This is a genomic window from Pseudarthrobacter sp. 05T312, from assembly GCF_056396685.1.
The window spans coordinates 495,227-519,710 of sequence record NZ_JBFTLY010000001.1 but is presented as its reverse complement, the minus strand read 5'-3'; the positions used below and the strand labels follow the sequence as shown (position 1 = coordinate 519,710).

Sequence of the window (24,484 nt, the reverse complement as noted above, 5' to 3'; positions counted from 1 at the left end):
ACCACTACCAGTTACCAGTACGTACGGGACTTTACCGCAGAGGAGACTGACCACCACTTCCGCGGCTTACGACCGCCCAGCAGTGGCCAAGGTCCCCAGGATAAAGTTCCTCATCTCCGGATCGGCATCGTGCGCGTTCACCCCGATCAGTCCGCCATGAGTTCCGGCGAACAGCGATTCCATGCCCATGGAGAGGATCTCGGTATGCCCGTGGTCATAGTGCTTCCCCATGTACGCGGAGGCAAAGTGGTCCGGCCGTGCCAGTTCGTTTGTGCCTGCGTACAACCGGACGAGCTTCTCCCGCTCGGTGGCGCCCGTTTGCGGGTCGACCACAATGGATGTCCGGCGGGTCAGGAACTCATTTTCCAGGACCGTAACCCCTGGCACAGCAGACTCACACCGGTGGCTGAATTCGCGGGCTGCCGTTTCGAAGGTTCCGCTCCGGCCAGTAATTTGCGGAGCGGAATCTGAAACGAGGATCTGCTCCTGATATACGATGATACGTGCTAGACTTATTGCAAGTTAGGAACATACCCGGCAGAGGCAGGCTCAGACCTGCATAGATCAGCGTCACCGACCGACCCGGAAAGAGCAGCCATGACTGTCCTGAACTTCCCTGCCTCAACTCTCGGCACCGGGTCGGCCGGCCACACCAAGACCTTGCTAGCACTCTCGGACCCCGGAGCCCCGGCGCGTATCGCAGCATCGGGCACAACCGATCTCCTGCGGGAGGCCTAAGCGGAGTAGTGGGCGGACGGACAGGCACAGGCGGGGCCAGCCGCATCGCTGACCGCCTTCGCCGGCGGTCTCGGGGAGCTTCCAGAGGGCCGAAGGGCCTACTGGCTGCAGTTAGTCCAATATGCCGTGCAGATCGAGATGAAACATTGGGCGGACGAGCTGTACATCCTGCACGCCGATGAGCCCCATGAGGTCCTGGTCGACGTCACGGACTATGCCTCCTCCGATGACGCCCAGGCCGAAGTCACCCGAAGCAACCGAGAACGCTGGGCTGACCTGGCGGACACGGCCACCTACTACGCGATCTCTGAGGGCGCCTCCACGCTCCCCCTGGTCGCCTGACCTCAAGGAAAGAAGAACCTATGCGCAACGCCCAATCCCCTTTCGGCCGGTTCCACTCACTGACCGAAGAAGAGAAGACCGTCCATATCCAGCGACACCCTATGGTCGCGGAATCGTACAACGAGCTCTTCGAACTGCTCACCGGATACAGAGTCCACCTCATCCCCGACAAGGTCTGGGGCCCCGTCCTCTTCTACACCGCACGCTACCGGTGGATGAAGCACAGCTTCGCCGTCGACCGCAGCTACTGCATCGCTGCCCAGCTTGCAGTCATGGAGCGCGGCCTCAAGACCCTTCAGCAGAAATTCGAGGACGCGCAGGTGGAAGACGAATTCCTCAAGATCACCAAAAAATACAGCAGCACTGAGGCAAAGAGGGCACGACCATGAGTACCCAGACCACACCCGACCTAATCCCCCTTGCCGCGGCAGCCGTCGCCTTGGGCTACTCGCCAGGCTCCGCCGGGGTCTTGGCATCCAAGGGGCGTTTTCCCGTACCCATTCATAAGCAGGGGCGCTACAACGTGGTGGCCCGCGCGGACGTCATCGCAGAACTGCGGCGCCGTCCCCATCTGACGCAGAAGCAGTACGAGGCGGTCGTGAAGGCCCACCGAGAGGGGGTGCCGGAGGTTTCCGTGTCCCCTACGGGATCGGGCGAGTGCGCTGTGGAAGTTCTCTCCGGCGGCCGATGGGTCAGCACTGCCCAGGTTGCCCGAATCCTGGGGGTTGCCCCGGCCGTGGTGAACGCCCGCCACGCTGCCGGCACTTTGCCCTTCGGACTGGAGCCGGACCCCGAGTCCAAGCGGGGCGGACGTCGGGCCAAGTCACTGGAAGTCGCTGATTACTTAGCGGCACAGGAACCTTCCTGGCCGCCAGCGGATGCCTTCTCGGCCATCCCTTCGCTGAGCCTGGCCGAGGTCAAGCGAGCCCTCGGCGATGATTCTCCCGCCGGCGCGGGGGACCCTGTAACGGAGGCGTTCCTGGAATCCAGGGAGACCATTTCGTTGGCCGATTTCGCCCTGATGATGGGGCTTGCACCGGATACCTTGAAGCGCCGTGTCCAACGCGGCCTGGTCGAGACAGTCGAGGACCAGGCCGCCTCAGAGCGCAGGGCCCGTTCGGGCCAGAGCGCGTCGGGGAAGGAACGCAAGCTAAGGCGGGTGCGCTCCGGCTACGCCATCTCCCAGCTGGAGAAGGCGCTTCCAAGCGGCTAGACCACCACCATTCAATGAGGATGTCTATGCCGCTCTCCTGGCCTCCCCCGCGGCCGAGAGCCCGGCCCTGATGAGCATGCTGCAGAACGGTGTCCCCTATCCGGTAATCCGGGAGTCTGCCCGTGCCGTGCGGGTTGCAATGGTCCGCGCCACGATCGAGGCCATCAAGGCAGACCCTAAGGTGTATGAACTGGACGGTGACGACGAGCACCCCGGAGTTGCCCGCGCTGTAACAATCGCCCTGGCCCTGGACCGGCACGACCTAGTGAATGATCTCGTTGCCACCGGCTGCACGGGATCCTTCACTGCCGAGTACCTCTTGGCGGCCTAGACGGGTATGAGTGTCCCTTCCACGCCTGGCAACCACGTTCACATTTTGGGTAGACGTGCAGAGAGGGCCGGCAGGACGTCCTGCCGGCCCTCTCCTGGACGCTCCCGCCGGACCACCGGCATGCCACTGGTCCGGCCGCAACAGGAACGCCCGGGTTGTTCACCTGTTTCTCACAACCGGGGTAACTCTACTGGACACCTGGGCCTTAATCTGATGGCATGCCCCTCTACAACGGACTGGATCGAATCGACGTGGTGGTCCACTCGGACCCCACCGAGTGGTGGCAGATCGCTGCTGCCCTGGCGACGTTGGCGCTGCCTCTGATCGTCACTGCCTTTGCTGTCTGGTATCTGATTGAGTCCAGGGAGCACGAGCCTTGGGGTCGTATCCAGCGGGGCTTGGATATGGCTCTGGACGATCGTCCGGACAGGCGTGACGTCGGCTTCGCGTTGCTGGATCAGCTCCGCACCAGCCGTGGACTGCGCAAGGTCGATGCTGACATCATCGCCGAAGCCAGAAAAACCCTAGGAAAGCCTCAGTGCTAGTCCATGCGTTGTGAGCTGGCACTGGCATTTGTCGGACGCCGGCCTAAGAAGGGGATCCTTCAGTTTAAGGCACCTTCATTTCGTGTCCACTCAATACGTCTTTGGTCCATCCACTGCCATTCCACACCAGACGGCACTCAAACATGTAGGCCTTTGAGAAACCTGCAACACCGATCGTTGCTTTGTAGGTATCCCCCATCAGAACACTCCCCTGGACCGAGGTTGTACCACTTCCCCCACTTTGGTGGGAGACCAATTCCTTACATGTGTCCAGGCCGTTCGCCTCGGTTTTTTGAGGGTGACTCTGTGCGGAAAAGAATGACGACACCCACGTTATTAGCGCGATGATCACACCCAGTCCAATGAGAACTAGCAGGCACCCCATACCTGGGCCTATCTGCAGCCGTTTTTTGGGCGCAGGTGGCAGTGCGTGAGGGCCCGAGGCTGGACCTCCCGTCGTGGGGTCGATAGTGATGGCCGTACCGGGACCGAATTCACTCCGGGGCACGGGCTTAGACCACGATTCACCGGACCAGTGATATGCGAGGTTGCTGCGGGGACTTGCGGCGTACCAACCAGGCTCACGACCTTCGTTTGTAATTTTTCCCCCAAATTCGAAACTGTGACGCGCCTGAACGCTATCTAAGCGCCAAGAATAGGCGGTTCGAACCCCTTAGGACAGTAAGAGGGATGCAATTCCTCATGAGGCATCCGACGACCATTCCAAGCCTTGGCCAGGAGGTGCCTCGCAGCAGGAGTGGTGTCCCCTAAGCCGGACCTTCATTGCACGGTTATCAGCTTGGGCTCAAACGGCCGAAACCTACGGGCCCGGGGTCCCCTTGGCCATTGCTTGGTGCACGCTGTCCTGGAGGTACTGGGGCACGCTGCCCGTGTACTTCCCAACGGTCCTTTTGTAGCTAACGGGGTTCTCCGCCTGGGGGTCCGTGGTGACTAGCAGCTCGATTTCGCTGAACCCAGTGACGGTATCGCTGTTGAAGAAATCGACCGCGTTCCGGTTGCAACGGCTGAACCGCCCAGTCGAATCGTAGAGCGAAGCGATGGCTTCCCGGGGAGTGAAGCGTCCGCCCATGCCGTCCCCTCCGCGGATCTCCCGGATGCGCCCTTCGGACCACCGGATAAAGGCCTGTTCCAAGGCGGTCGCGCAGTCAACTTCTACGTCGACGATCTTCACAGTCTCGTAATCGTTGAGTTCAAGGAGACGGGAATACTTTCGCGGCAGCCCCTCCCAGGAGAGTGTTCCTTCGATGACGACATTCTCGTGATACCCCAGGGATCTTCCAATGAGTTCATCCGCCAAGAGGACCGATTCGTTGTGCACCAGCGACGAAAGCTCGTTGGGCATGATCCGGTGGCCGTCCGCCAGTGTCCGGGCCAAGACGTGCTCGAATATGCCGTCCTGTACCGCGGCATGGAGCAACCGGAGCTTGATGTCGTCAGCGTCAATGACACGCCAGCCCTCGCCGGCGAGATTGAGGTTCTTGACCAGTGTGGATTTGCCGGCACCTGGCGGGCCTGCAGTTACCAAGGCTGCAAGCCCGTCGGTTCCAATGTCCCCCCTGCCCTCATCGAATAGTTCGTCGAGAAGGCGCCTCTGGAAGCGCATACGTTCCGTACTGATAGCGGCCCCTGGAAGGTATGTCGCCAGAGCCGAGTTTCGGTGCAGCTCGGCACCCGTTGCGGTCAGAGCATTCAGCTCAGCTTCGACTCGGCGCAGCGTAGGTTCATCCATCTACGCGGCCGTTGGATGCACGCGGTGGAGCAACTCCTCGTAGTCGGCCATGTCGATCAGGTCGCGATGGACGGCGTCGACAATCTGATCCCAGTCTCCGCCGGTCAGTGCGCCCTCTGGGTTTCCTGGTTCGGCATCTTCCGAAAGTGTGTAGCGCCAGTCGATGAGCTCTTTCATCATGGCCTCGTGGCTTAGCCGTTCAGCATGAAAATCCAGAATGACTTCTCGCGGGGTTCGGTTCAGTAGGTCAGGGAAGTTTTTGATCTTCTTGAGGATGCGGCTGACTTCCGGCTGAGAGATGGCCAGTCGGCGGGCTATCTCCTGCTGGGAAAGGCCCTCGTCGTTGGCCCTTGCGCAGGCGCGCAGGAGGTCGATCCGATTCAGCTCCCGATTGGCGAAGGCCTGGGCCAGCTGGTCGTTGATTGTCTGCATTAAGTACCCCTCCTTAGTCACTTATACATTTTGTATAGCCCTACGGTACCCCTGTGACTCGAGCCACAGAAGCCCCTGGGCCTGTGAAATCCATGACACCTGCAGCCGCCGGGATGGCTCAATCGCGTCGTTTCTACGTCCCCCCAAGGGTGTCACGCGGGCTGTCCGCAACCGCGTGTCAGAACAACGCTGTCTGCCCCTCGGAGACCCCTTTCCAATGGGCCGGCCGGTCCCGTGCGACCCAGGCGCAGTCGATGGAGCAGAATTTCCGGCCGCGGGCCCATTTTTGGTCTGGGACCACAAACGTCTTGCCGCAGAGCACGTTCAAGCAGGTCTTCTCCAGGGTTTTTGCTTCCCTGGCAGCTATGGCGCACTCGCGTGAACAGAACTTTTGTGTGCGAGCCACATGCGCACGGACCAGGGAGGTTTCCCCGCATTGAGGGCATGTCCACGGGCGCCGCGGTTCGCGAGGAGTTACCTCGTCCCCTGCCCACCCATCTCTAGGGGCGTGATGGGTGAAATTGGCTCGCAGCTTGGCGGATGCCAGCGGCCAGGCGGCGCCTTTGGAGTTGTTGCACGACTTGCAGATCGGCCGGAGGTTTGAAAGGCAGTGGGACCCTCCCCTGGAGATTGGCTTGACGTGGTCATCCTCCGTGGCTCCGGCGATGCCGCACATCCAGCAGCGGCCACCCCACATCGCGAACCTCGCCGCCTTCTGAGCCGGGGTGAACTCGACCAAGATGCCTCCGGGAGACGCCTGGTAACCGTAGCGTCGGCGCCGGTAGGCGTCTTTGTTCTGCTCGTAGTAGCTGCGGCTGCACGCCTTGCACTCATTGGAGAGCCCGTTGCGGTTCTTCCGTTCCCGGGTGAACTGCTCCTCAGGCAGGATGCGCCGGCAAACCCGGCACGGGGCCAGCGACTCACCTGTCTTGTCCTTGAGCTCCTCGAGCTGACGGGTGAGAGAACAACGGTCTGAACAGAACGGGTCGGCGACTGCCCGCCGTTCTTCGGGGCGGATCTTCGAACATACGGCGCAGCCCCAGGCCGCGAACATGCACCTTCGGCTGCAGAAGTGTCGGTCCGTTGCCAGGTTGGCCTTCAGATTGAAGGTGGTTCCGCAGTTTTCGCAGACAACGTCACGTCGGCCGGCGGCGGTACGGCACGCTACCGAACAAAAACGGGCCAGCTTCTGCCGCGCAACCGTCTGCTTGCCTTTCATAGTGAAGGTTTCGCCGCATTGCTCGCATGGCTTGTAGATGCGCTGATGTGCCACTGAATCCCCCTCGGTCCGCTGGCTGAACTTATCAGGTGGTGTCCCTTTTATGTCCAGGCCCAAGCCACTGCCGGGCGCCGGGCTGAGGTGGCCAGTAGCATCAACGAATCAACATCGATCGCAGGGGGCACGGCATGACCGACTTGGAACAGAGCGAAACCTACCCTTACGCGGACCTCCCCTTAACACCGAAGGTCATTGCAGAACTCGCTCCAACAGTGATGCCCAAGCCCATGTTCCGTCGATCTGAGCTAGTCGCAGCGGTCCAGGAATATCACCGCACAAACGGGGGAATTGACGGGAACGCGGACCCTACCGCGGCAGCCAAAAAAGCCCTTTCCAATATGGCCCGGGACGGCTTGATCGAGGCTACCCGCGCTTATGGGATTTGGCGCTGGCTCGTTGTTCCGGAGCCACTGGCCGAGGCGTCTATTGAGCTGGGCCCTGAGGACGACTCGGAGGAGCTGAAGGTTTCTGCGGACGCCATCGTCGAGGGGGAAGGCAGCGGTAGTGTCTACGCCTACTATTTCCCGTGCTACAAGGAGCTGGCTGATCTGAAGGGTGATGAGAGGTGGCCGATCAAGATCGGAATGACCTCTCTCGGCCGCGCATCAATCCGCATCTCTGACCAGCAGGGGACGGTCATGCCCGAGGAACCGGTGGTCGCTTACATCCGGAGAACAGACACTCCGCTCAAGCTGGAACGTCTCATGCAGTCAGTTCTCTTTTACCGGGGGCAGCAAATTGAGGACGCCCCGGGCACCGAGTGGTTCAGGACCAATCCCAGTGAGGTAAGGGCGATCGTGGATTGGATCTTCCAGTCGTCCGCGATGGTGTCCCCTTAGGCTGCTGCCTGGAGGATGACACGCGTCAGCTGGGCTGCCTTCTCCTTCTCGAAGCCGCGGCGCTTCAGTTTGGCGGTCAACTCCTTGCCCGCGGCGGCCCGTACCTCAGCTGCCATCGGCCGACCGTCCAGCTTCTGCACCATGCTCCGGAGCCATTCCTGTTTGGTGGCCGGATCTTCGGAGGCTGCAGGGATCGACTCATCGGAGCCGATCAGGGAACCGGCAGCGCCAAGGACAATCCCGGCCAGCTTAGTTACAGTGTCCCCTTCGTATCCGCGGGCTTTGAACCTGCGGACGAGCTCCTTTTCCATGGACTTGGCCTGGGCGTCGGAGAGCAACTTCCGGCTCATGATCTCGGTCGCACCCCTAAGCCAGGCGTTCGTCCGATCCCGCGCCGACCCCGCCTTCGGGATGTTCGTCGCCGGACCAAGGGAGGCCTCGACATCGACCTTGGCCTGGTCCCGGATGGCACGGGTCGTTGCCAGCTCATCGGTTCGCTCCGCGGCGCGCTCTTCGTAGGCATCCTTGGCCTGGGCTGCGGCATCAAATGAACCTGTCTTTTGAGCCCATTCCCTGAGCCGGTCCGCAAATGCGGTGGTGTCCCCTATCGCAGGCTTGACCAGGGAGTCCAAACCGGCCAGGGTCAGGGCCCTTCTGGACGGGGCCATGGACCGGGTCTGAACCCCCAACTGAACCGGGTCAACGCCGCCAGAATGCGCCAGGGCCACGAGCCAGTTCCTGAACCCAATAGGGTCATCCCCGTAGGACCATGCCGGGTGGGTCACTGACCGGGTCAGGACCGCGGTTTGAGCCGGTTCATCGGTGAGCCCAGCAAGTGACCCGATAGCCGTGTAAAGGTGCGGGTTCGAGACCACCTGACCCTGCTCACGGGTGAGCCGGCCGCTGATCTTGAACCGTCCGGCCGAGTCCGGCCGATGGCCTCCGACCTTATGAATCCAGCCCAAGTCCAACAGGTCACCGAGGGCCGCTTTCGCCGTGGGCCAAGAGGCGCCCATCCGCAGCGCCAGCCACGGATAGGAAACCATGACGGTGTTCCAACCTTTCTCGCCCTGAATGGATTTCAGCTGCTCCACGCAGAGAATCGCCAGGGTCGCCCTGGCCCGGATCTGCCTCGCCGGCGTCAGCATGGGAACCAACTTTGACTCGGGCGCCTCCCCATCCGATGCAGCCTCCTGCCACACCTCGACCATCTGCGTCGGGGAGAGGATCCGGCCAAGAGTAAGCCGGGCCGTCTTGAGGCTGTTGTCGGCCGCCGCCGCAGGAGAAGAAGAACGGGCCGCTGCGCGGCAGGACGAAACGATGCGACGGTACGCGGAGCGATTTGCCAGCAGTTCGGAGAGACCGGGATGGGAAGCGGTTTGCTTCTTCAGAAAGAGCCACAGTTCGTTTTCGGTCAGTCCCAGCGTGAAGGCACGCACTGCGACGGCCTTGACGAACTCCGAAGGGGTGGCCCGGGTGGAGGGGTAGCTGGAGGCGCTCTTGACCAAGGCTTCGATTAGAGCGGGATCCGACGATAGAAACGTACTCATAACAATTAGTTTATACCCTCTATGCCGCTGGAGCGTAGCGACTAAGCGGCATATGTAAGGCTAAAGAAACACACGTGTTGCTTTGGAGGACGGCCCTCTAGGGGTCGGATGGACCGCGATGGGTGTGAAGGAGCCGTCGGGAGAAGGGAAAGCCGCAATGGCGGACCGTGTCCGTCACGGAGGCAGGACGCACTGCGCGGAGGTCATCGGATAGACGGCGGGTGCTCTTGACGCCCTCGTTCTTCGCCTGGTCTTCTCCTTGCCGGCTCTACGTTTTACGGGGCGTTGTTCTGCCAGGTTCGCGTTACGCTGCCACCTTCACTTCGGGCTTCGCCCTCCGTTGCGGCTGGCAGGGGTTCGTGACGTGGAACGGAGCGTAAGCGTTGAGTGGACCTAGCAGTGCGGAAGGCTTCGTGATGACCGTTTAGTTATCTTCTTGTTTCTCCTTAAGGTTCCTGGTCGGTTACCTCCATGGTTCACTTCTCGTTCTTCCTTCACGTTTGTCTCTTAGCTCCTGGCTCGCACCGTCCGGGCCTGGTCTTCCTCCCAGGCGGGCACATCCGCACTCGGGCTGCCCCTTCCTCGATAAGGTGGCCGGCCGATCCATAGCAGTGGCGTTTGACCCCTGAGCGGGGTTGAACGAATACCGGGTCATCCTTCCCGTGGGTGCCCCGCGTGGTCGACCCGGCTCAGAACGCTTCGTGACCCGGCGTGCAGCAAGGTAGCCTCGGCCACGCCAGGCCCATCACACATGCAGGTTGAGCTGGCTCAGGCGCACCCTCGACCCGGTTCAATTGGCGGCGACGAACCGGTTCATGGCCGTTGCCTGTGACCCAGTTCAGGACAGCTCATTCGGAGTGATCTGACCCGGCAGGAAGGGCGGTCCGGTGAACCGGTCCAGGCAGCGAGGATGGCGGGCCCGGGAGCGCCCAGTGGACCGGGTCGGGGGCGGGTCACGCGGGCCACCACCAGGACAGCAGGTGACCCCGCGTGAGGGGTCGCCATAAAGGACCGTTCACGGGGTCAACAGATGCCGTTCCAGGTGAGCCAGGAGGGTTAGCCCCGGTCGGTCACGTAAGGCGCTAGGAGCCCCTCTGCGGACCCCGGACATGTTCAGACGCCCCAGGGGTGCCGCCGGGTCACGGGGAGGCCCTCAGGGGCTTCTGGCGCACCTATTGCGGGCTTTGGCGGACCCCCTGGGGGCAGGTGTGGCTGCGCGACCGTGCCACCCGACCGCGGCGCTCGGGGCGTTCCGATCGGTGGCGACTGGCCGTCCGCAGCCGCCTCCAGCACCCCGGCACGGCCTACCGGAGGGGCAAGGTATGAAATGCAAAAAGGGGACACCGCATCCACGGACGATTCGCCCCGCCAATCGCTTCGCCCGGGCGTGACGGCTGTGGGATCCAATCCCCCGATGCAGCCTGGGAACAAAGAAAACCCCCGGTCCAGAGTGAACTGGTTCCGGGGGTCCGTGGGCGGGTGGATGGATCAGTGGGGCACGCTGGCTGCGACGAACTGCCTGACTTCCACTCCGTTCCAAACCCAAGCGCCGGCTATTTTTCCGAGCGGGGCGGGGAATGAGGGGCTGCTCTTCCCGAGGGTTGAGCGGTGAATCCTGGAGCGTGTCGTCGCCGGGCTGATCTTCATAACCGCGGAGACCTCGGCGTTGGTCATGATCTGGGGGTGTTCGGTGGGCTTATCCATGCTCAGACTCTACACTTCGCAACGTATCCGATGCATCTTTCCTTTCCCTCTTTCCCATCCTGGGTTCCTTGTCGAAGACCTCCTTGAAGGTGAGGATCTCCTGCTCGTCCCAGAGGGCTGTTCCACCCAACCTCTGCTCGAGCGGGGCCGGGAATTTCTGATGCACTCCCGGAACCCCATCCGACTTCCGCTTCGCCCAGGATCTTATAGTCGCCTGCGGTACCCCCAGGTACGCAGCCACGCGCTGCGCGTCAAGTAGCCCACGTACTGATTCGAGGTGATTCGGCTTGGTTTCCATCCATCCACGATGCCATCAACACATCCGTGGCACAAGGCGGGCGCTTAGGCTCCGGTCGAATGCCGCCAGTTGGGATTGCCCCTATTCGACGCATGCGCCTCCAGCCTGGTACGGAAGCGCACTACATCCCCCAGGTCGTACACCGGGGCAGCGTTGAACAGGAAGGCCGACTCGGGGCTCTGCGGGTCCCGGACGGGGTCGGGGAAGAGGGTGTAGACGGCACTTGAGGCGGGGCGGCCGCGGGCCACCCAGTCCTGTTGCCGCTTCCGCCATACCCGAAGCGTGGCCTCAGAGGCGCCAATGAAGTCCGCGAGGTCTTTTGTCTGGACCAACCCTCTCAGGTTTCTCGGCTCGTCACTCTTCACGCTGTCCAGTCTCACGGGCCGGGAGGCATTCTTGCAACGCTTGCGGTTCAGCGCGTACTCTGTTTGAAACGTATACGTTGCACAATCATCTCTAGGGAGCACATTACGAAATGACTCAGCCGAAAGCCGCACGGATAAGTCCCGACAGCGGAGCGGTGGCCTATGGCGCCGCCGGACTGGCAGGCGCCATTTACCTCGGAGCCTTTGCCGCTTCTTTCTTTGGACAGGCCTCCCTGGCCTCCTACATGTTGATCCCCCAGCAGCTGCAGTATGTCGTTCCGGCAGTCGTGGACCTGGCTCTGATCCTCTTCACCATAGCCACCCTGATCCGGAGGTCCCGCGGTGAGTCAACGCTGATTACCAACCTCGCCACGGCTTTCTGGACGCTGGTGTCGATTGCGGCAAACGTCCTCCACGTCCTCGTTCCGGCAGGCCCACAGTCAACCTGGACGGCAGGGACACTCACCGGCGCGGCATTGTCGGCACTAATGCCCCTTGCGACCCTGGGTGCCAGCCTGGTCCTCGAGAATGTCCTGATTGCCCCGCCTAAGGCTGACGTACAGCCCGAAACGAAGGCGGAGACTGCGCCCCCCGTAGTCGCCGTGTCCGCGCCGAAGATCAAGACCGAGGACCAGGCCGTACGGGTCACAGTCCCTGCAGCTGCTCTCACTGCGGTCTCCGAGCCCACCCCTCACACCCCTAACCCCGGTGCAGCACCCGTTGCCGCAGCGCCGGCACCTAGGAAGCCGGCTGTGAGCAAGACGGGTCCGGTTCAGAAGGAAGTGTGGAGCGACCTTTCGGAGGACGAGAAGGTGGATCTAGTCCGGAGGATGAGGAACGACAGGGGAATGTCCATCCCCGCGGTCGCCAAAGAACTCGGAGTGTCGCCCTCGACCATCAAGCGGCTGCCGGTGAGGGAACTTCAGCCGGCATAGGTCCAAATGAAGAAGGCCCGCCGAGGCGGGCCTTCCATAGGTTATTCAGCTCAACACCCCATTGCTTGCCGGCTACCGGGTGAAGAGTCAGTCAAGAAGCTCTCTCACGAGGGCTTCCCCGTAACAAGTGACCCAGGAGGTCCTTTGTTATGCCCCCAGTCTACACACGGCCAGCTTATTTCTTGTCGGCGACACGACTTCTCGTGTTCCTTACTTGAGTTATTGATACTATAGGGTATAGAAACGCGTACATTTCAATCGACCCCCGGCTTAAGACACAAGGACCCAACACCGATGAACATCTCCATCGCACCTCTCGTGGCGGTCGCCCTCGCAATGACATCGGCCACGGCAATAGTCACTCTCAATCACGAGTCCGCTGAAACGCACCGAGTCGGCCCGGCTCAGGTCTTAACCGCCGGTGACGAGACAACATCCTCCGAGGACACGCACACCTACAGGTTCGACTTCACCGACGTAAGCCCGTCCGATGGCGCCGACATGATCAATGAGATCGCCCTGCTGGATGCCGCCGGCGCCACAGTATTCCTCCGCTGATCACCTCCGCCAACAGGAAGCCAGACCATCATGAGCGCAAAGCATACATCCAGAGGATTTGCTGCAGTCCTTGCTCGCTGCCTCCTAGTCACGATCTGCGGACTCATCGCGACCAGTCTGCTCGGTCTTGACGCCCCAACCGCCATCCTGTTTCAAATCGGAACGGAAGCCGCATCGAACGTTTGGCACGTCTACACCCTGCTGGTGCCGGCCTAGCAAGAAAGCCTCTGCGGGGGCGGTGGCGGGCTACTAGACCGCTAGGGGCGCACCCTTGGGATCTCTAGAGAAGTGCAAATCCCCGCCCAAGCTGCTCAACAAGCGAATCATTTCGGCCCAAAGTGGAAATTGGGGAGGGCCGCCTGCACGGCAGCCTACCTTCACCTTCCCTACCCTGCCTACTCAGGCACCTGGACGAAAAGTAGGCCCATCCATGCCCCGGGATCCCAGTAACGGCGCGGATTTGGCCTGAGCGCGGCCACCCGCCCTACCTTCCCTACCTTTCTCCGGGAAACTCTCTCCCATAAGGGGCAAGTGAGTGTTCTGGGATTCTCCAAGGTGTTTTCTCAAAAAAGGGTAGGGAGGGTAGGCTCACACCTCCCAAACCCCCAAAAACCCCTAGATTCCGCGGAATTTGCCCTTCGGATCTGCCTACTTTCGAAAGTAGGCCAGCGTAGGGAAGGTAGGCCGAACGGTAGGCAGAAGCCTCAAGCCCCCTGGTATTTTGACCCGGTACAGGTCCCGGACCCCCAGATTCACCTGGTCGGCACGGTGCAGACACCCGCCCCCTCACGTATCACATAAGCCCCGGGGCGACGGATCTACGCAGATTCGTGCGCCAGCTTCGGCTAAGGACTTACCCGTGCCATCGCCAGGGCAGCCCGCACGGCCGATGTCACGTCATAGGTCAGTGCTGATACTAAGGACGTCAGTGGTCGTCCTGGGGACGTCTCAAGCCCGTCGCCGCTTAGCTTCAGTAGGAACCTGGCGGGCTTGCCTATCTCCAGGGGCGCCATGAAAGTAAAAGGGATGGACTCCCCGTCCCTGCGCAACGAGGCCACCGAAGCAGGCAGGTCGTGCGCAATACCCGGAACGTCGACCGGGGCGCCCCCCGAGGATCCGTTTGAGCGTCATGGCACCCAGGTCCAGGGGATAGTACGCCGTTTCGTCTCAACGATCATTTTGGGTTGGCTCCGATCAGCGTCATGGTGAGTGAGCGACAGCGGAGACTATCCAACTGGCTCTTTGATCAAGCCATACTTGCATGTACTGAACTGGTACGTGCTGTACCTATGACTTGGAGTTGCTGTCACTTCTATTACTGCCGCCCGTCGTGGGTCTTGTGACCGCTTGTGAGTCTGTGAGTCTCCGGATTGTGGATGCGACCCAGTAGATAGTTCGTTACGAGGAAAGGAGCAGCATGGAAGAGCCCAGGCTGGTTTTCATCGGCGACACACATGGCGACACGAGCTGGATGAGGACCGTGCTTCGCTCCGCAGCCAGGGCGGGCGTCCGCTCGTTGATCCACGTTGGTGATGACGCTTTCGACTGGCCGGGGCGCAACAGGCCCAAGCACGCCAACAGAGTGAACCACATGCTGGAGGACCACGGGCAGAAGCTCTTCTACAGCCTCGGGAACCACGATAATTGGGACACGGGATTGAAGCTCAAAATAGAACCGGATGGCCTGGCCACTTGGCGGCCAAACATCCGAGTGTTCCCTCGCGGCGGCCGAGCAGTCATAGAGGGGCTGACAGTCGGCTCCATCGGTGGGGCCTACAGTATCGATGCCAGTCACCGCACTCCGGGGATGTCCTGGTGGGACTCGGAGGAGCCGACACGGGAGGACGCGCAGCGGCTCATTGACGGCGGCCCGGTTGATGTCCTCGTGACGCATGACGTTCCGCTGGCCGTGCCGATGGTTGGAGACTTCAAGCTACCGCCGGGCGTAGTCGACCGAGCGAACGTGACCAGGCGGCTTCTCCAGGACGTCGTGGACGAGCTCCGGCCGCCCCACGTGTTCTGCGGGCACTGGCACCAACGGAAAACCCACGAGCTCGTGCACCCGGACGACAGTGTCACCGTAGTGGAAGTTCTCGCAAATGAGTACAACCGCCGGACCAACGCCGTCCTGGTCACACAGGGCGAACAAGGCCTCGTCGTGGAGCCGCTGGACCTCTCCGGCAACTGATCAACGCCGGAACAAAGGACGGAACCTCCCAGTAGTGGCTGCCTGCGACTAGTGAATGCACCGCGAAATAGCCTCTGGCTCGCAGTGGCCCGGTCGGGTGGCCCCTAGTGGCACCAGCGGCTGGCTGAAACAAGGTTTGGGTGGCACTAGGCCGGTCGATGCAGCGTCGGCAGAGGTATCTTATCTCCAGAAAAGGGCAGGCTATCTCTCGCCGGTCGGGATAGCAGGAGAGCCAGTGACAAGCCGATCTTCACGGCGCGAGTGCGCTGTCACCTCGCCGCTCGACTCCAGAGCCCTTTCTGGTTCGGCCGCGCGGCGCCTGCAACGCCAGCGTGCCAGGAACCTAAGATCATTCCCATGACTCTTCATCCCAGAACCGATAACGCCCCCGTTCGGGGTCCAAAGTGTTATGAAAGTGTTTATTTTGAAGCCGGGGTACTCGAAAATCCCCTACAAATGGTGGAGCTAAGGAGATTCGAACTCCTGACCTCTTCGATGCGAACGAAGCGCTCTACCAACTGAGCTATAGCCCCGGGCGTATCCGCGTCCTGCGGGTTTGTTGCCCGCCGGTTCGGAACCGGTGTCCCTAGGCTACAAATTTTCGCAGCCCAACGCCAATTGACGCGCAGGGGCGCCGGGGGGCACCCCATAACCCTATGCGCGGCGGCGCTGCAGGACGTCGTCGAGGTTGCTGAGGGCGCTTTGGGCTTTGGACAGCTGCTGCGCTTCCGTTGCGGCCGCTGCCTCAGCAGCCGGGGTGGAAGTGGCGCCCTGTTTCAGCGAGGGCTTCCCCATTGCCTTTGGTGCTTCCGGCAGCTCGAGCGGCTTCGGTTCGGGACGCTCGGCCTTGGGAGCCTCCACATAGACAGGCTTGGGGACCTCTACGGGCTCCCACGGGGTGCTCACGGGAGCGGCAGGTGCGGATGTGGCCGCGCTGGTGTCGCCGGCCGCGATGGCGACGGCGAGGGCTGCTTCCCGCAGCTCCACTGCGGTCAGGGGCTTGGCCTTCGGCTCCCCGGCCTCGGCGTCGAAAAGCGGGCTGTCACGCCGTGTGGGGGCACTTTCGGGCTTCGTCGGAATTGCCTCGACGGTGTCCGGACGGCGCACCGGGGCGCTCATTGCGGAGCGGAAGGCGGCGTCCACCTTCGCCTTACGGTCACGGATGGCGAGCCAACGCAGCAGTGCCACGGATGCAACCGTCAGCAGGGTGCAGGTGAGCGGAAGGGCGGCCGAACCGAACCCGAAAGGAAGCATCACGCCGAAGATAAAGGCGGTGACGAGTGACAGCAGCCCCACCAGGGCCAAGGAAGTCCGTCCGTAGCGGATGCGGAACGGCGCCGCAGGTGGGGTGCTTGCAGTGCCGGCACCGGATGCGGCACTCTTCCTGGGTTCCATGGCTTTCTCCTGCTGGGCGGCGACGTTTAAGACCAGGCCGGACTGGGGGTCCGGCCTCTCATCGGCGGGGGCGTCTGCCAGGAAATCGACGGCGGGCTGGAACTGGTGCCGGCGGTTCCGGAGGACGTAAGGGGCAACCCATACAATCCAGAGCGCGACGGCAACCACAAGGATCACTGAGCTGCTAAGGGGGAAGTCCACACTCAAAACCGTATGAGCATCATGCCTGCTCAGGCCGCATTAGCTACGGTGTGTCGTGTCCGCGTGGGCAATCCGTTGGATTTATGACCGGTGCGATGCCAGCCATGGGCCAAGCAGGCCCTCCGGGACCTCTTCGGAGGTGAGCGCAAACGAACGGTGGTCAGCCCATTTGCCGTTGATGTGCAGGAAGCGGGGCCGGTAGCCCTCGTCCCTGAACCCCAGCTTCTCCACCACCCGCAGGCTCGGGCCGTTCTCGGGCCGGATATTGATTTCCATCCGGTGCAGGCCGAGTGCCCGGAAGCAATGGTCGGTTACCAGCGCCACGGATGTGGGGGCTATCCCCCGTCCCGCCCGGGAGTGGTCCACCCAATACCCCAACGTGGCCATCATGGCTGAACCCCAGACGATCGAAGACACTGTCAGCTGGCCCACGATGGCCGGGTTCCGCAGGCCCGGCCTCCACTCGGTGATGAGGAAGGGAAGCGCGGTGGCCTGGGCGGCCTGGATATTGAGGGACCGGACCATGTGCCGGTAGTCAGGGAGTCCACCGCCCGGGTCCGGGTTGGAAGCCTCCCACGGCGCCAGCCACTCGCTGTTCCGGTACCGCACTTCGCTCCACTCTTTCTTGTCGCGGTAGCGGATGGGCCGCAGGACCAGGTCGCCGCACTCGAGGGTGACCGGCCAGATGGGTCCAGTGCGCACGGCGCTACTGGGAAAGGCTGGCGGTGAAGCCCGGCAGCCATTCCCGCAGGCCCGGGCCCAGGTCCTCGCTGTCGATGGCCAGCTGGACGCAGGCCTTGAGGTAGCTCAGCTTGTCGCCGGTGTCGTAGCGGCGTCCGCGGAACACCACGCCATACACTCCGTGACCCTCGCCGTCACCGGACGCCAGTTCCTGCAGGGCATCCGTCAGCTGGATTTCGCCGCCACGGCCCGGCTTTGTGTGCTCAAGGACCTCGAACACCGCAGGGTGCAGGACGTAGCGGCCGATCAGCGCAAGGTTGGACGGCGCTTCCTCTGGCGAGGGCTTCTCCACCAACCGGTTGACCCGGACGTAGTCTTCGCCGTCGATCTCCTGGACGTCCGCGCATCCGTAGGCGCTGATCTGGGAGGGTTCCACTTCGATGAGGGCGACGACGGAGCCGCCCGTTTGGGCCTGCACTTCAATCATGGTGCTGAGGAGTTCGTCACGGGCATCGATGAGGTCATCGCCCAGCAGGACGGCAAAGGCTTCATTGCCTACATGCTGCTTTGCCCGGAGCACGGCGTGCCCCAGTCCGTGCGGATCGCCCTGCCGCACGTAGTGGATATCACCGAGCTGGCTGGCTGCCTGGATGGACGCGAGCTTTTCGGTATCGCCCTTGTCCTGGAGGGCCGATTCGAGGGACGGCACCCTGTCGAAGTGGTCTTCGAGGGCCCGTTTGTTGCGGCCGGTGATCATCAGCACGTCACTAAGGCCCACGTGGACGGCTTCCTCCACGACGTACTGGATGGCAGGCTTGTCCACGACGGGAAGCATTTCCTTGGGCATCGCCTTGGTGGCAGGCAGGAACCTGGTGCCCAGGCCCGCTGCGGGAATGACGGCTTTGCGGACTCTGGGATTACTGGTGTTCACCGGACTAATCTAACGTCAGCGTCAAGTATTTAAGTAACCACCGGCTATTTCAGTAACCACCGGCGCGACAGGCCGGCACCCGGACTGCCCTGGCTGCAGGCTGCGGACCACCGGGCAACGCAGGAAGGACAGCATGCTGCAGGAGACGAACGCCATCAAGGACGGGATCCGGGCCAGTCATCGCCGCAGGCGGGCAGGCCTTGCGCCGGCGCAGCTTGAAGCGGCGGGCCTGGCACTGGCCACCCATGGCGACGCGTGGGCGGGATCGGTGACTGACGGTCTCCCCGGCATCGCGTGCGTCTACCTTGGCGTCGGCCAGGAGCCACCCACCCTGCCGCTGATCAACGCCCTGCACCGCAGCGGGCACAAGGTCCTGCTGCCGGTATGCGAACCCGCACGGGAGCTGAGCTGGGTGTTCTGGAAGCCGGACACCGGCTTCGAACGCAGCAGGTATGCCCCTATTTTGGAGCCCACCGGGCAACGCCACGGACCCGAAACCGCGGGGGAAGCGTCCGTGCTTTTCATTCCGGCCACAGCCGTGGACCTTGCCGGCAACAGGATTGGCCAAGGCGGCGGGTACTACGACAAATTCCTGGGGCACCTGGCCACGGCCGGGAAGGAAATCCCGTTGTCCGCTGTTATTTACGACGATGAATTACTGCCCGCCGGCACCATTCCGGCAGAGGAGTTCGACCGCCCTGTTCCGGCCGTTCTTTCGCCTGCCGGGCACCGGACCCTGTTGGGGGCGGCCTGAGCACAGGGCTGGCGGCGCAGTGATAGAATTAGCACTCAGGCCCTGCGACTGCTAATGGTTTACCACGCGGCAGCACGGGACCTCTCGTTTGCCCAAGAGGAGGAGCACCAGTGCCAACATATGCTTACGCCTGCAAGGACTGCGGCCACGCCTTCGACATCGTCCAGTCGTTCTCGGACAGCAGCCTGACGTCCTGCCCTGAATGCCAGGGCACGTTGCGCAAGAAGTTCAACAGCGTTGGCGTGGTCTTCAAGGGTTCGGGCTTCTACCGCACGGACTCCCGCGATTCCAAGGGCAGCTCCGTCTCCCCCGCTCCGGCTGCGGCTCCGTCCGCACCCGCCACCACCCCCGCCGCTGCGGCGCCGGCAGCTGCCGCGAGCTAAACGGACATAGTCTTCACGACGGCGGCCGGCGCGTTCCAGCGCCGGCCGCTTTTGTCCACATAGCCGCCGTCCCGGGTCCCTGTCGCGTACGCCCCCAGTTAGCGTGGGCGCATGCCCATCCTTCCCCGTCGTGGCCGCGCCGGCCTCAGGTATCCCACGAACGCCGGCGGCCGCAGCCCCAGGAAACGTCCGCCTGCAGCCCGGCTCGCCGCCTGGCTGAGCCGCAACCGCAGGCTTGCCGCTGCCCTGCTGCTGTCCGCAGCCGCCGCGATCGCCGTCCAGCAGCTCACTCCCGCTCCGCTCGCCACAGCCACTGCCCTGGCCGCTGCCCGAGATCTGCCTGCGGGGACAGCGGTGACCGAAGCGGATGTGGCGCGGGTCCAGGTGCCCCCGGGCATGGTCGCCGACGGCTTCCTCCAGGATGAGGCCTCCGCCAAGGGCAAGCAGCTGGCCGCCCCGATGCGCAAGGGCCAACTTTTATCCGATGCCCAACTGGTAGGCCCTGGCCTCCTGGCAGGGACGCCGCCGGGATCTGCCGCGGTGCCACTGCGAATGGCCGACGCCTCGTCCATCCAACTTGTCTCCCCCGGCCAGCTGGTCAACGTGGTGCTTACATCAGCCAACGGGTTCGACCAGCAGGGCCCCTCCGAAGTATTGGCGTCCGCCGTCCCGGTGCTGTGGACCTCCAACAAGGGCGGCCAGAGCGGACAATGGCTGGGCACCACGGAGACAGACGGCCTCATCGTGGTGGCAGCCACGGCAGAACAGTCATCCCGCCTGGCCGGAGCCTCCACCCAAGGCAGACTGTTCTTTGTTTTGGTCGGCCCTCAGTGACCCGGCGGCGGTCAGCCCCAGTGCGGCGGCTTCTGTTCCTTCAGCCACGCGTCGTGGTCATCATCGCGGTCACCCCAGCTGCGGGCGTCGTCCTCCGCGGCCTTGGTGGGCAGGACTGCTCCGGTACCGGCCGGAGCCGTCCGGGACACCGGGGTGCCTTCAGCCGGGCCGGCAGGGACGTCTCCATCAGCTGCTGTTACCTGCTGTCCGTTCACGTTCTCGTCCTGGCGCATGTCTTCCTCGCGGCCGTTGTCTTCAGGCCTGCCGTCGGCAGGCTTCTGTTCCTTAGTCATGGGGTCCGTCTCCTGGCGTCCACCGTCGCCGTCACGTGCTCCACCGGAATCCCGGGGCAGATAGGAAACTCCCGCCGCCGGCGCAGCGTCAATTCCATTGAGCGCCTGGTCAACGTCATCGTCAAGGAACCCCACGGACTGGCTGGCACGGCCCGGCAGCACCATCTTTTCCAGGCCCAGGTAGCCGGCAATGCGGTCCGCGCAGGACGAGGGGTCCGTGAACACCTCGATGGTCCACAGCGGCATGTACCGCCAGCCGAGGCGTTCCAGCAGCTGCGGGCGCAGCCTGCTGCGCTCACGCACGCTCATGGTGCGGTACTGCGCAGTTCCGTCGGACTCGATGGCCACGGGCCGCGGAATGTCGGCATCATCCTGGCCCATCGTGTTCAGGGGGTCCGCGGCGGCAACCACGTCAATGGCACCGTCGTATTGGTGCCAGACCCTGGCGCCACGCGCACGCAGCCGGTCGCCCAGATCCGCCACCAACGGGTCCGCGCCAAGTGCCTGTTCACTGGCGGCAGCACGGGATGCCGGGGTACCAAGGTCCGTGTTGCCGGAGATTTCCCGGTCCAGGAGCGCGTACAGGTCCACCGCGCCGTGGGTGAGCCGGGTGTGGTCCAGGTCTTCAGGCCGGAAGCAGGTCAGCACGTGCAGGGAACGGCGGGCCCGGGTCATGGCCAGGGCGAACTTCTCCCGGCCACCTTCAGCGGACAGCGGCCCAAAGTTGTGGAGCGCACGTCCGTGCGGGGTCCGCCCGAATCCGGGCGAGAAGATGACGTGGTCGCGGACCAGGCCCTGGGCGCGTTCCAGGTCCACCACGCGGAAGGATTCCGGGCCCGCGCCGAAGAATCCCGCAAGCCCCGGCTGGTTGGACAGCTGCAGCCTGATGGACTCGCCAATCCTGGCGGCGTGCCGCAGGCTGGCAGTAACAACCGCCAGGGAGGTCCGCGGGCGCAGGCGGGCGTGCTCGAACACCAGCTCCACTACCCTGTTGACCTCCGCCACCACGGACTCCACGCCCTCGTGGTCGGCGCTGGGAAGGCCGGTACCGTCCGGCAGGTACTCCACCAGCAGCGACCGGTCCAGGCCCGTGGCCGACTGGCCTTCGGGCAGCCGGCGCAGGCCGCCGTCGTAAAAGTTCTTGCTGAGCTGCAGGACCAGGTCCTCGTCCACTGCGCGGTACACCACGTTGAGCCGCCACACCGGCAGCACTGCGGAGAGCGCGGTGAAGGCGCTCTCGACGCGGTGGTGGGCGGACTCTCCGGCGGCCAGCCGCTCCACCCCTACGGTGAACGTCCGCGGCGTAGCAATGCGGGGATCGCCGAACGCAATCACCTGCCGCGCCCGGGCAATGGACGGCAGGACAGCCTGCAGGGAAGTTGCTTCAGCGTCAAGAATGACGACGGCGTCAAAATGCTGTTCGGCCGGCAGCAGTCCGGTCATCAGGTAAGGGCTGACCGACCAGACCGGGACCAGGGTGCCGATCAGCTCCGGTGCCTGGGCCGTCAGGGACGGCAGGGAGACCCGGCCGTCCTTGAGCAGGCTGCGCAGGAGGTCTGCCTGGCGCGGCTGGGCAGCGATCGCCGTGCGCCACCGTTCCGCCAGGTCCCACCGCAACCGGGCGGCACCACTGGCAATGTGCGCGTTGTCTGCCAGCCGGTATTCTGCCTCGAGCTGGCGCAGTGCGTCGCCGTCGGACATGGCCAGGTAGTCGTCGCCGCTGATCATCGCCTCCAGGGCGGACTGCCACCAGGCCAGCTCCAGCTCCGCGGCAACGGATCGTTCCGGAACTTCGCGTTCCGCGAGGTCGGCCAGGAGTTCTCCCAGGCCGTGTTCGCGCATGTTCTCGATGAGGAGCGTGCGCTCGGGCAGGGTCTTCAGCGTGTCGGTGTCCGCTACCAGGCGTTCCAGGCGCTCCATCAGCTGCCCGTAGGGAACGGTGGAAAGTGCCCCGCCGTCCTCCGTATGCCGCAGCGCCTCCCCCAGCTGCGCCAGCTCCTGGTCAAGGGACCGGTACATGGAAATCATCTCGGCCAGGCCGGACGGGACAGCGGGGTGGCGCTGGGTGGTGGCGTAGCCCGCCCAGAGGGCACGCTGCTCCTGGACCAGCACCAGGGACGAGTGCAGGTCGGCGATGTGGACGCCCGGACGCACGTACTCCTTGGCCACCCGGCGCAGCCTGGAGCGCTGCATCGCGGTCAGCTCGATGCCGCGCTCACGCCGCCAGGCCGACGGCGCCGTGGCGGAGATGAGGTCCGTCACCGGCCGGTCGAAGATGTCAGGGGTGAACTTGTCCAGGCTGCCGCGGACGGCCACCAGCAGTTCAAGCTGTTCGCCCCACTCGGCGAAGGATTCGCCCAGTCGGATTTCCGCATGCTCCGCAACAGCGTCCATACGGTCTCGCAGGGCGGGAAGGCTCTTGGCGACGGAGCGGACCAGGTCCTGGGCTTCCTCGGTCTCCTTGCGGGTCAGCAGCCGGGCACCGTGCCACGGGCTAGTGGTGGCGGCCTTGCTGAAGCTGCCCAGTTCGGCGGCGCGGCGGAGGCGTCCGGCCAGTTCCTCACGGTCCCGGATGCTGTCCAGGACGCTGCGCTTGAGCCGGACGGTGGTGGCTGGAGCGGGGTGGATGGAGGTGAGCTCGGCAAGTGACTGCATGGCCTGGTACGGCGAGCAGCCCCACCGCTCGCGAACGTTGTGCAGCGATGCGACGTGATCCATCAGGGCATGGCGGTGTTCGGTCAGGGTGGTGTGGAGGTTCCCAAGCTGCGGTTCCAACGACTTTTCGTTGCGGACGATTGCCCGGACCAGCTGGCCCTTCAGCTGTTGGGCGGTGACGTTCCCGGTCAGTTGGAAGAGGATTGACTCCAATCCCAACGTCTCCAGGTGCCCGGAAACCTCGTTCAGGCTGGCGCGGCGGTCGCCCACCACCAGCACCGTCTTGCCGGCATCCACCAGGGCGCCGATCGTGTTGATGGCTGTCTGGGTCTGGCCGGTTCCCGGCGGGGTGCTGACTACCAGGGAGTCGCCCGCCCGGGCGGCGTCGACCACGTACTGCTGGTCCGTATCGGCGTCCAGCAGCAGCAGCTCGTCTTTGGGGTGCCTGTTGTCCAGGTGCGGGAAGCGGGACGGATCCGGCTGCACGACATCCACTACTTCACCGCCGGCGGCAGTGGCCAGAGCGGAGACGATGGGGTTGGAATCGTTGATCCAGGGGTCGTCCAGGTTCCCGGACAGGTCGGCAAAGGTGGAGACCAGCAGGTTGTGCTGGGTTTCGGCGCCGTGGATGGGCCGGATCAGGGTGGCCAGCCGGTCCAGGACGGGCTGGGGGTCGAACCGGGCGGTGCTGTAGGCCAGGCGGGTCACTGCATTGACGTCGAACACGATCCCGTGGATGTTTTTCAAGTGCCGCACGAGGGCGGGATTGATCTGGGCCTGTTCGGTGAGCTGCAGTTCGAAGTCATCCTCTCCCGGCCGGACCGTGAGGGAGATGGCGGTCAGCATGACCGGAGCGGAGACGCGCTGGGGTTTGCCGCCGACGGCGGACGTCCACACCACGGTGCCGGCGGACAGGTACCCGGCGTCGATGCCGCGGTCGTTGGCGAGTTCGAAGATCTTGGACCGGATGTTGCGTGACGCCCTTGCCGCCACCACATACTGCTGGCGGTCACGGATCAGGGTGGACAGGCGTGTGCGGCGCCCGGCCATGAGCTGGGCGAGGCCTGAGGGGTGCGCCGAAGTGAGGTCGATGGAACCTTCCGGCGTCTTGGTGAAGCGCAGCATCGTGTCCGCGCCGGTGACGGGTTTGAGCCCGGACAGCCATTTACGAAGCTCTTCCGAGCCTTCCGGGTGGCCTTGACCAACTGACACTTCTGCCTTCTTTTCTGCGTTTGCACGTGACGCCCTGGACCATACCGGCATAGATTCGAGAGTAGCCGCTCCGGCGCC

Annotated in this window: 23 protein-coding genes and 1 tRNA gene; 12 read left to right on the top strand and 12 right to left on the bottom strand. The window is 63.5% G+C overall.

Annotation, left to right across the window (positions count from 1 at the left end; genetic code table 11):
• Positions 1-66: 66 nt before the first annotated feature.
• Positions 67-387, bottom strand: coding sequence for a hypothetical protein (locus AC1DIP_RS02595; protein WP_477732714.1), 321 nt, complete (start codon positions 385-387; stop codon positions 67-69).
• 477 nt (positions 388-864) lie between these two features.
• Here AC1DIP_RS02595 and AC1DIP_RS02590 point away from each other — a divergent pair, with 477 nt between their 5' ends.
• The 5 genes from AC1DIP_RS02590 to AC1DIP_RS02570 all read left to right on the top strand — a co-directional run bounded on the left by AC1DIP_RS02590 (position 865) and on the right by AC1DIP_RS02570 (position 3,169).
• Positions 865-1,080 (top strand): hypothetical protein, encoded by a 216-nt coding sequence (locus tag AC1DIP_RS02590; RefSeq protein WP_477732713.1) that lies wholly within the window; start codon positions 865-867, stop codon positions 1,078-1,080.
• 20 nt (positions 1,081-1,100) lie between these two features.
• On the top strand, positions 1,101-1,469 hold the full coding sequence (locus tag AC1DIP_RS02585; protein WP_477732712.1) for a hypothetical protein: 369 nt from the start codon (positions 1,101-1,103) through the stop codon (positions 1,467-1,469).
• Positions 1,466-2,293 (top strand): hypothetical protein, encoded by an 828-nt coding sequence (locus tag AC1DIP_RS02580; protein WP_477732711.1) that lies wholly within the window; start codon positions 1,466-1,468, stop codon positions 2,291-2,293. Before AC1DIP_RS02585 ends, AC1DIP_RS02580 begins: the two co-directional genes overlap by 4 nt.
• A 70-nt stretch (positions 2,294-2,363) precedes the next feature.
• Positions 2,364-2,624 carry a hypothetical protein gene (locus AC1DIP_RS02575; RefSeq protein ID WP_477732710.1) on the top strand — a complete coding sequence of 87 codons (261 nt, stop codon included), beginning with the start codon at positions 2,364-2,366 and terminating at the stop codon, positions 2,622-2,624.
• A 218-nt stretch (positions 2,625-2,842) separates the two neighbouring features.
• A complete protein-coding gene (locus tag AC1DIP_RS02570; protein WP_477732709.1) occupies positions 2,843-3,169 on the top strand; it encodes a hypothetical protein in 327 nt (108 codons plus the stop codon).
• Positions 3,170-3,989: 820 nt separating this feature from the next.
• Here AC1DIP_RS02570 and AC1DIP_RS02565 read toward each other — a convergent pair.
• The 3 genes from AC1DIP_RS02565 to AC1DIP_RS02555 form a co-directional block, all read right to left on the bottom strand.
• The gene (locus tag AC1DIP_RS02565) at positions 3,990-4,793 is read right to left on the bottom strand and encodes a zeta toxin family protein (RefSeq protein ID WP_477732708.1); all 804 of its coding nucleotides are present in this window, start codon (positions 4,791-4,793) and stop codon (positions 3,990-3,992) included.
• A gap of 126 nt (positions 4,794-4,919) precedes the next feature.
• Positions 4,920-5,351, bottom strand: coding sequence for a MarR family transcriptional regulator (locus AC1DIP_RS02560; protein WP_477732707.1), 432 nt, complete (start codon positions 5,349-5,351; stop codon positions 4,920-4,922).
• 178 nt (positions 5,352-5,529) lie between these two features.
• Positions 5,530-6,624, bottom strand: a complete 1,095-nt coding sequence (locus tag AC1DIP_RS02555; RefSeq protein ID WP_477732706.1) for an HNH endonuclease — start codon at positions 6,622-6,624, stop codon at positions 5,530-5,532.
• 134 nt (positions 6,625-6,758) lie between these two features.
• Here AC1DIP_RS02555 and AC1DIP_RS02550 point away from each other — a divergent pair, with 134 nt between their 5' ends.
• The gene (locus AC1DIP_RS02550) at positions 6,759-7,469 is read left to right on the top strand and encodes a GIY-YIG nuclease family protein (protein WP_477732705.1); all 711 of its coding nucleotides are present in this window, start codon (positions 6,759-6,761) and stop codon (positions 7,467-7,469) included.
• On the opposite strand, the gene AC1DIP_RS02545 is transcribed toward AC1DIP_RS02550, so the two are convergent.
• The 3 genes from AC1DIP_RS02545 to AC1DIP_RS02535 all read right to left on the bottom strand — a co-directional run bounded on the left by AC1DIP_RS02545 (position 7,466) and on the right by AC1DIP_RS02535 (position 11,353).
• Positions 7,466-9,019 carry a hypothetical protein gene (locus AC1DIP_RS02545; protein ID WP_477732704.1) on the bottom strand — a complete coding sequence of 518 codons (1,554 nt, stop codon included), beginning with the start codon at positions 9,017-9,019 and terminating at the stop codon, positions 7,466-7,468. The two genes, AC1DIP_RS02550 and AC1DIP_RS02545, sit on opposite strands and share 4 nt — an antisense overlap.
• A gap of 1,488 nt (positions 9,020-10,507) precedes the next feature.
• The gene (locus tag AC1DIP_RS02540) at positions 10,508-10,723 is read right to left on the bottom strand and encodes a hypothetical protein (RefSeq protein WP_477732703.1); all 216 of its coding nucleotides are present in this window, start codon (positions 10,721-10,723) and stop codon (positions 10,508-10,510) included.
• Positions 10,724-11,065: 342 nt separating this feature from the next.
• Positions 11,066-11,353, bottom strand: coding sequence for a hypothetical protein (locus AC1DIP_RS02535; protein ID WP_477732702.1), 288 nt, complete (start codon positions 11,351-11,353; stop codon positions 11,066-11,068).
• A 143-nt stretch (positions 11,354-11,496) separates the two neighbouring features.
• Here AC1DIP_RS02535 and AC1DIP_RS02530 point away from each other — a divergent pair, with 143 nt between their 5' ends.
• From AC1DIP_RS02530 to AC1DIP_RS02520, 3 genes are all read left to right on the top strand, one after another.
• Positions 11,497-12,321, top strand: a complete 825-nt coding sequence (locus AC1DIP_RS02530; RefSeq protein WP_477732701.1) for a DUF2637 domain-containing protein — start codon at positions 11,497-11,499, stop codon at positions 12,319-12,321.
• A gap of 294 nt (positions 12,322-12,615) precedes the next feature.
• Positions 12,616-12,879: a hypothetical protein gene (locus tag AC1DIP_RS02525; protein WP_477732700.1), complete on the top strand. Its 264-nt coding sequence runs from the start codon at positions 12,616-12,618 to the stop codon at positions 12,877-12,879.
• Between the two features lie 1,417 nt (positions 12,880-14,296).
• On the top strand, positions 14,297-15,067 hold the full coding sequence (locus AC1DIP_RS02520; RefSeq protein WP_477732699.1) for a metallophosphoesterase family protein: 771 nt from the start codon (positions 14,297-14,299) through the stop codon (positions 15,065-15,067).
• Positions 15,068-15,524: 457 nt separating this feature from the next.
• On the opposite strand, the gene AC1DIP_RS02515 is transcribed toward AC1DIP_RS02520, so the two are convergent.
• The 4 genes from AC1DIP_RS02515 to galU form a co-directional block, all read right to left on the bottom strand.
• A tRNA-Ala gene (locus AC1DIP_RS02515) sits at positions 15,525-15,600 on the bottom strand.
• A gap of 121 nt (positions 15,601-15,721) precedes the next feature.
• Positions 15,722-16,663 (bottom strand): hypothetical protein, encoded by a 942-nt coding sequence (locus AC1DIP_RS02510; protein WP_477732698.1) that lies wholly within the window; start codon positions 16,661-16,663, stop codon positions 15,722-15,724.
• 81 nt (positions 16,664-16,744) lie between these two features.
• Positions 16,745-17,365 (bottom strand): GNAT family N-acetyltransferase, encoded by a 621-nt coding sequence (locus AC1DIP_RS02505; RefSeq protein ID WP_476206279.1) that lies wholly within the window; start codon positions 17,363-17,365, stop codon positions 16,745-16,747.
• Between the two features lie 4 nt (positions 17,366-17,369).
• Positions 17,370-18,275, bottom strand: coding sequence for a UTP--glucose-1-phosphate uridylyltransferase GalU (gene galU / locus AC1DIP_RS02500; RefSeq protein ID WP_477732697.1), 906 nt, complete (start codon positions 18,273-18,275; stop codon positions 17,370-17,372).
• Between the two features lie 133 nt (positions 18,276-18,408).
• Here galU and AC1DIP_RS02495 point away from each other — a divergent pair, with 133 nt between their 5' ends.
• The 3 genes from AC1DIP_RS02495 to AC1DIP_RS02485 all read left to right on the top strand — a co-directional run bounded on the left by AC1DIP_RS02495 (position 18,409) and on the right by AC1DIP_RS02485 (position 20,246).
• Complete coding sequence (locus tag AC1DIP_RS02495; RefSeq protein WP_477732696.1) at positions 18,409-19,029, top strand: 5-formyltetrahydrofolate cyclo-ligase; 621 nt, start codon at positions 18,409-18,411, stop codon at positions 19,027-19,029.
• A gap of 110 nt (positions 19,030-19,139) precedes the next feature.
• Positions 19,140-19,412, top strand: coding sequence for an FmdB family zinc ribbon protein (locus AC1DIP_RS02490; protein WP_476206285.1), 273 nt, complete (start codon positions 19,140-19,142; stop codon positions 19,410-19,412).
• Between the two features lie 111 nt (positions 19,413-19,523).
• Positions 19,524-20,246 carry an RcpC/CpaB family pilus assembly protein gene (locus AC1DIP_RS02485; protein WP_477732695.1) on the top strand — a complete coding sequence of 241 codons (723 nt, stop codon included), beginning with the start codon at positions 19,524-19,526 and terminating at the stop codon, positions 20,244-20,246.
• Between the two features lie 11 nt (positions 20,247-20,257).
• On the opposite strand, the gene AC1DIP_RS02480 is transcribed toward AC1DIP_RS02485, so the two are convergent.
• Positions 20,258-24,457, bottom strand: coding sequence for an AAA family ATPase (locus AC1DIP_RS02480; protein WP_477732694.1), 4,200 nt, complete (start codon positions 24,455-24,457; stop codon positions 20,258-20,260).
• Positions 24,458-24,484: the final 27 nt, after the last annotated feature.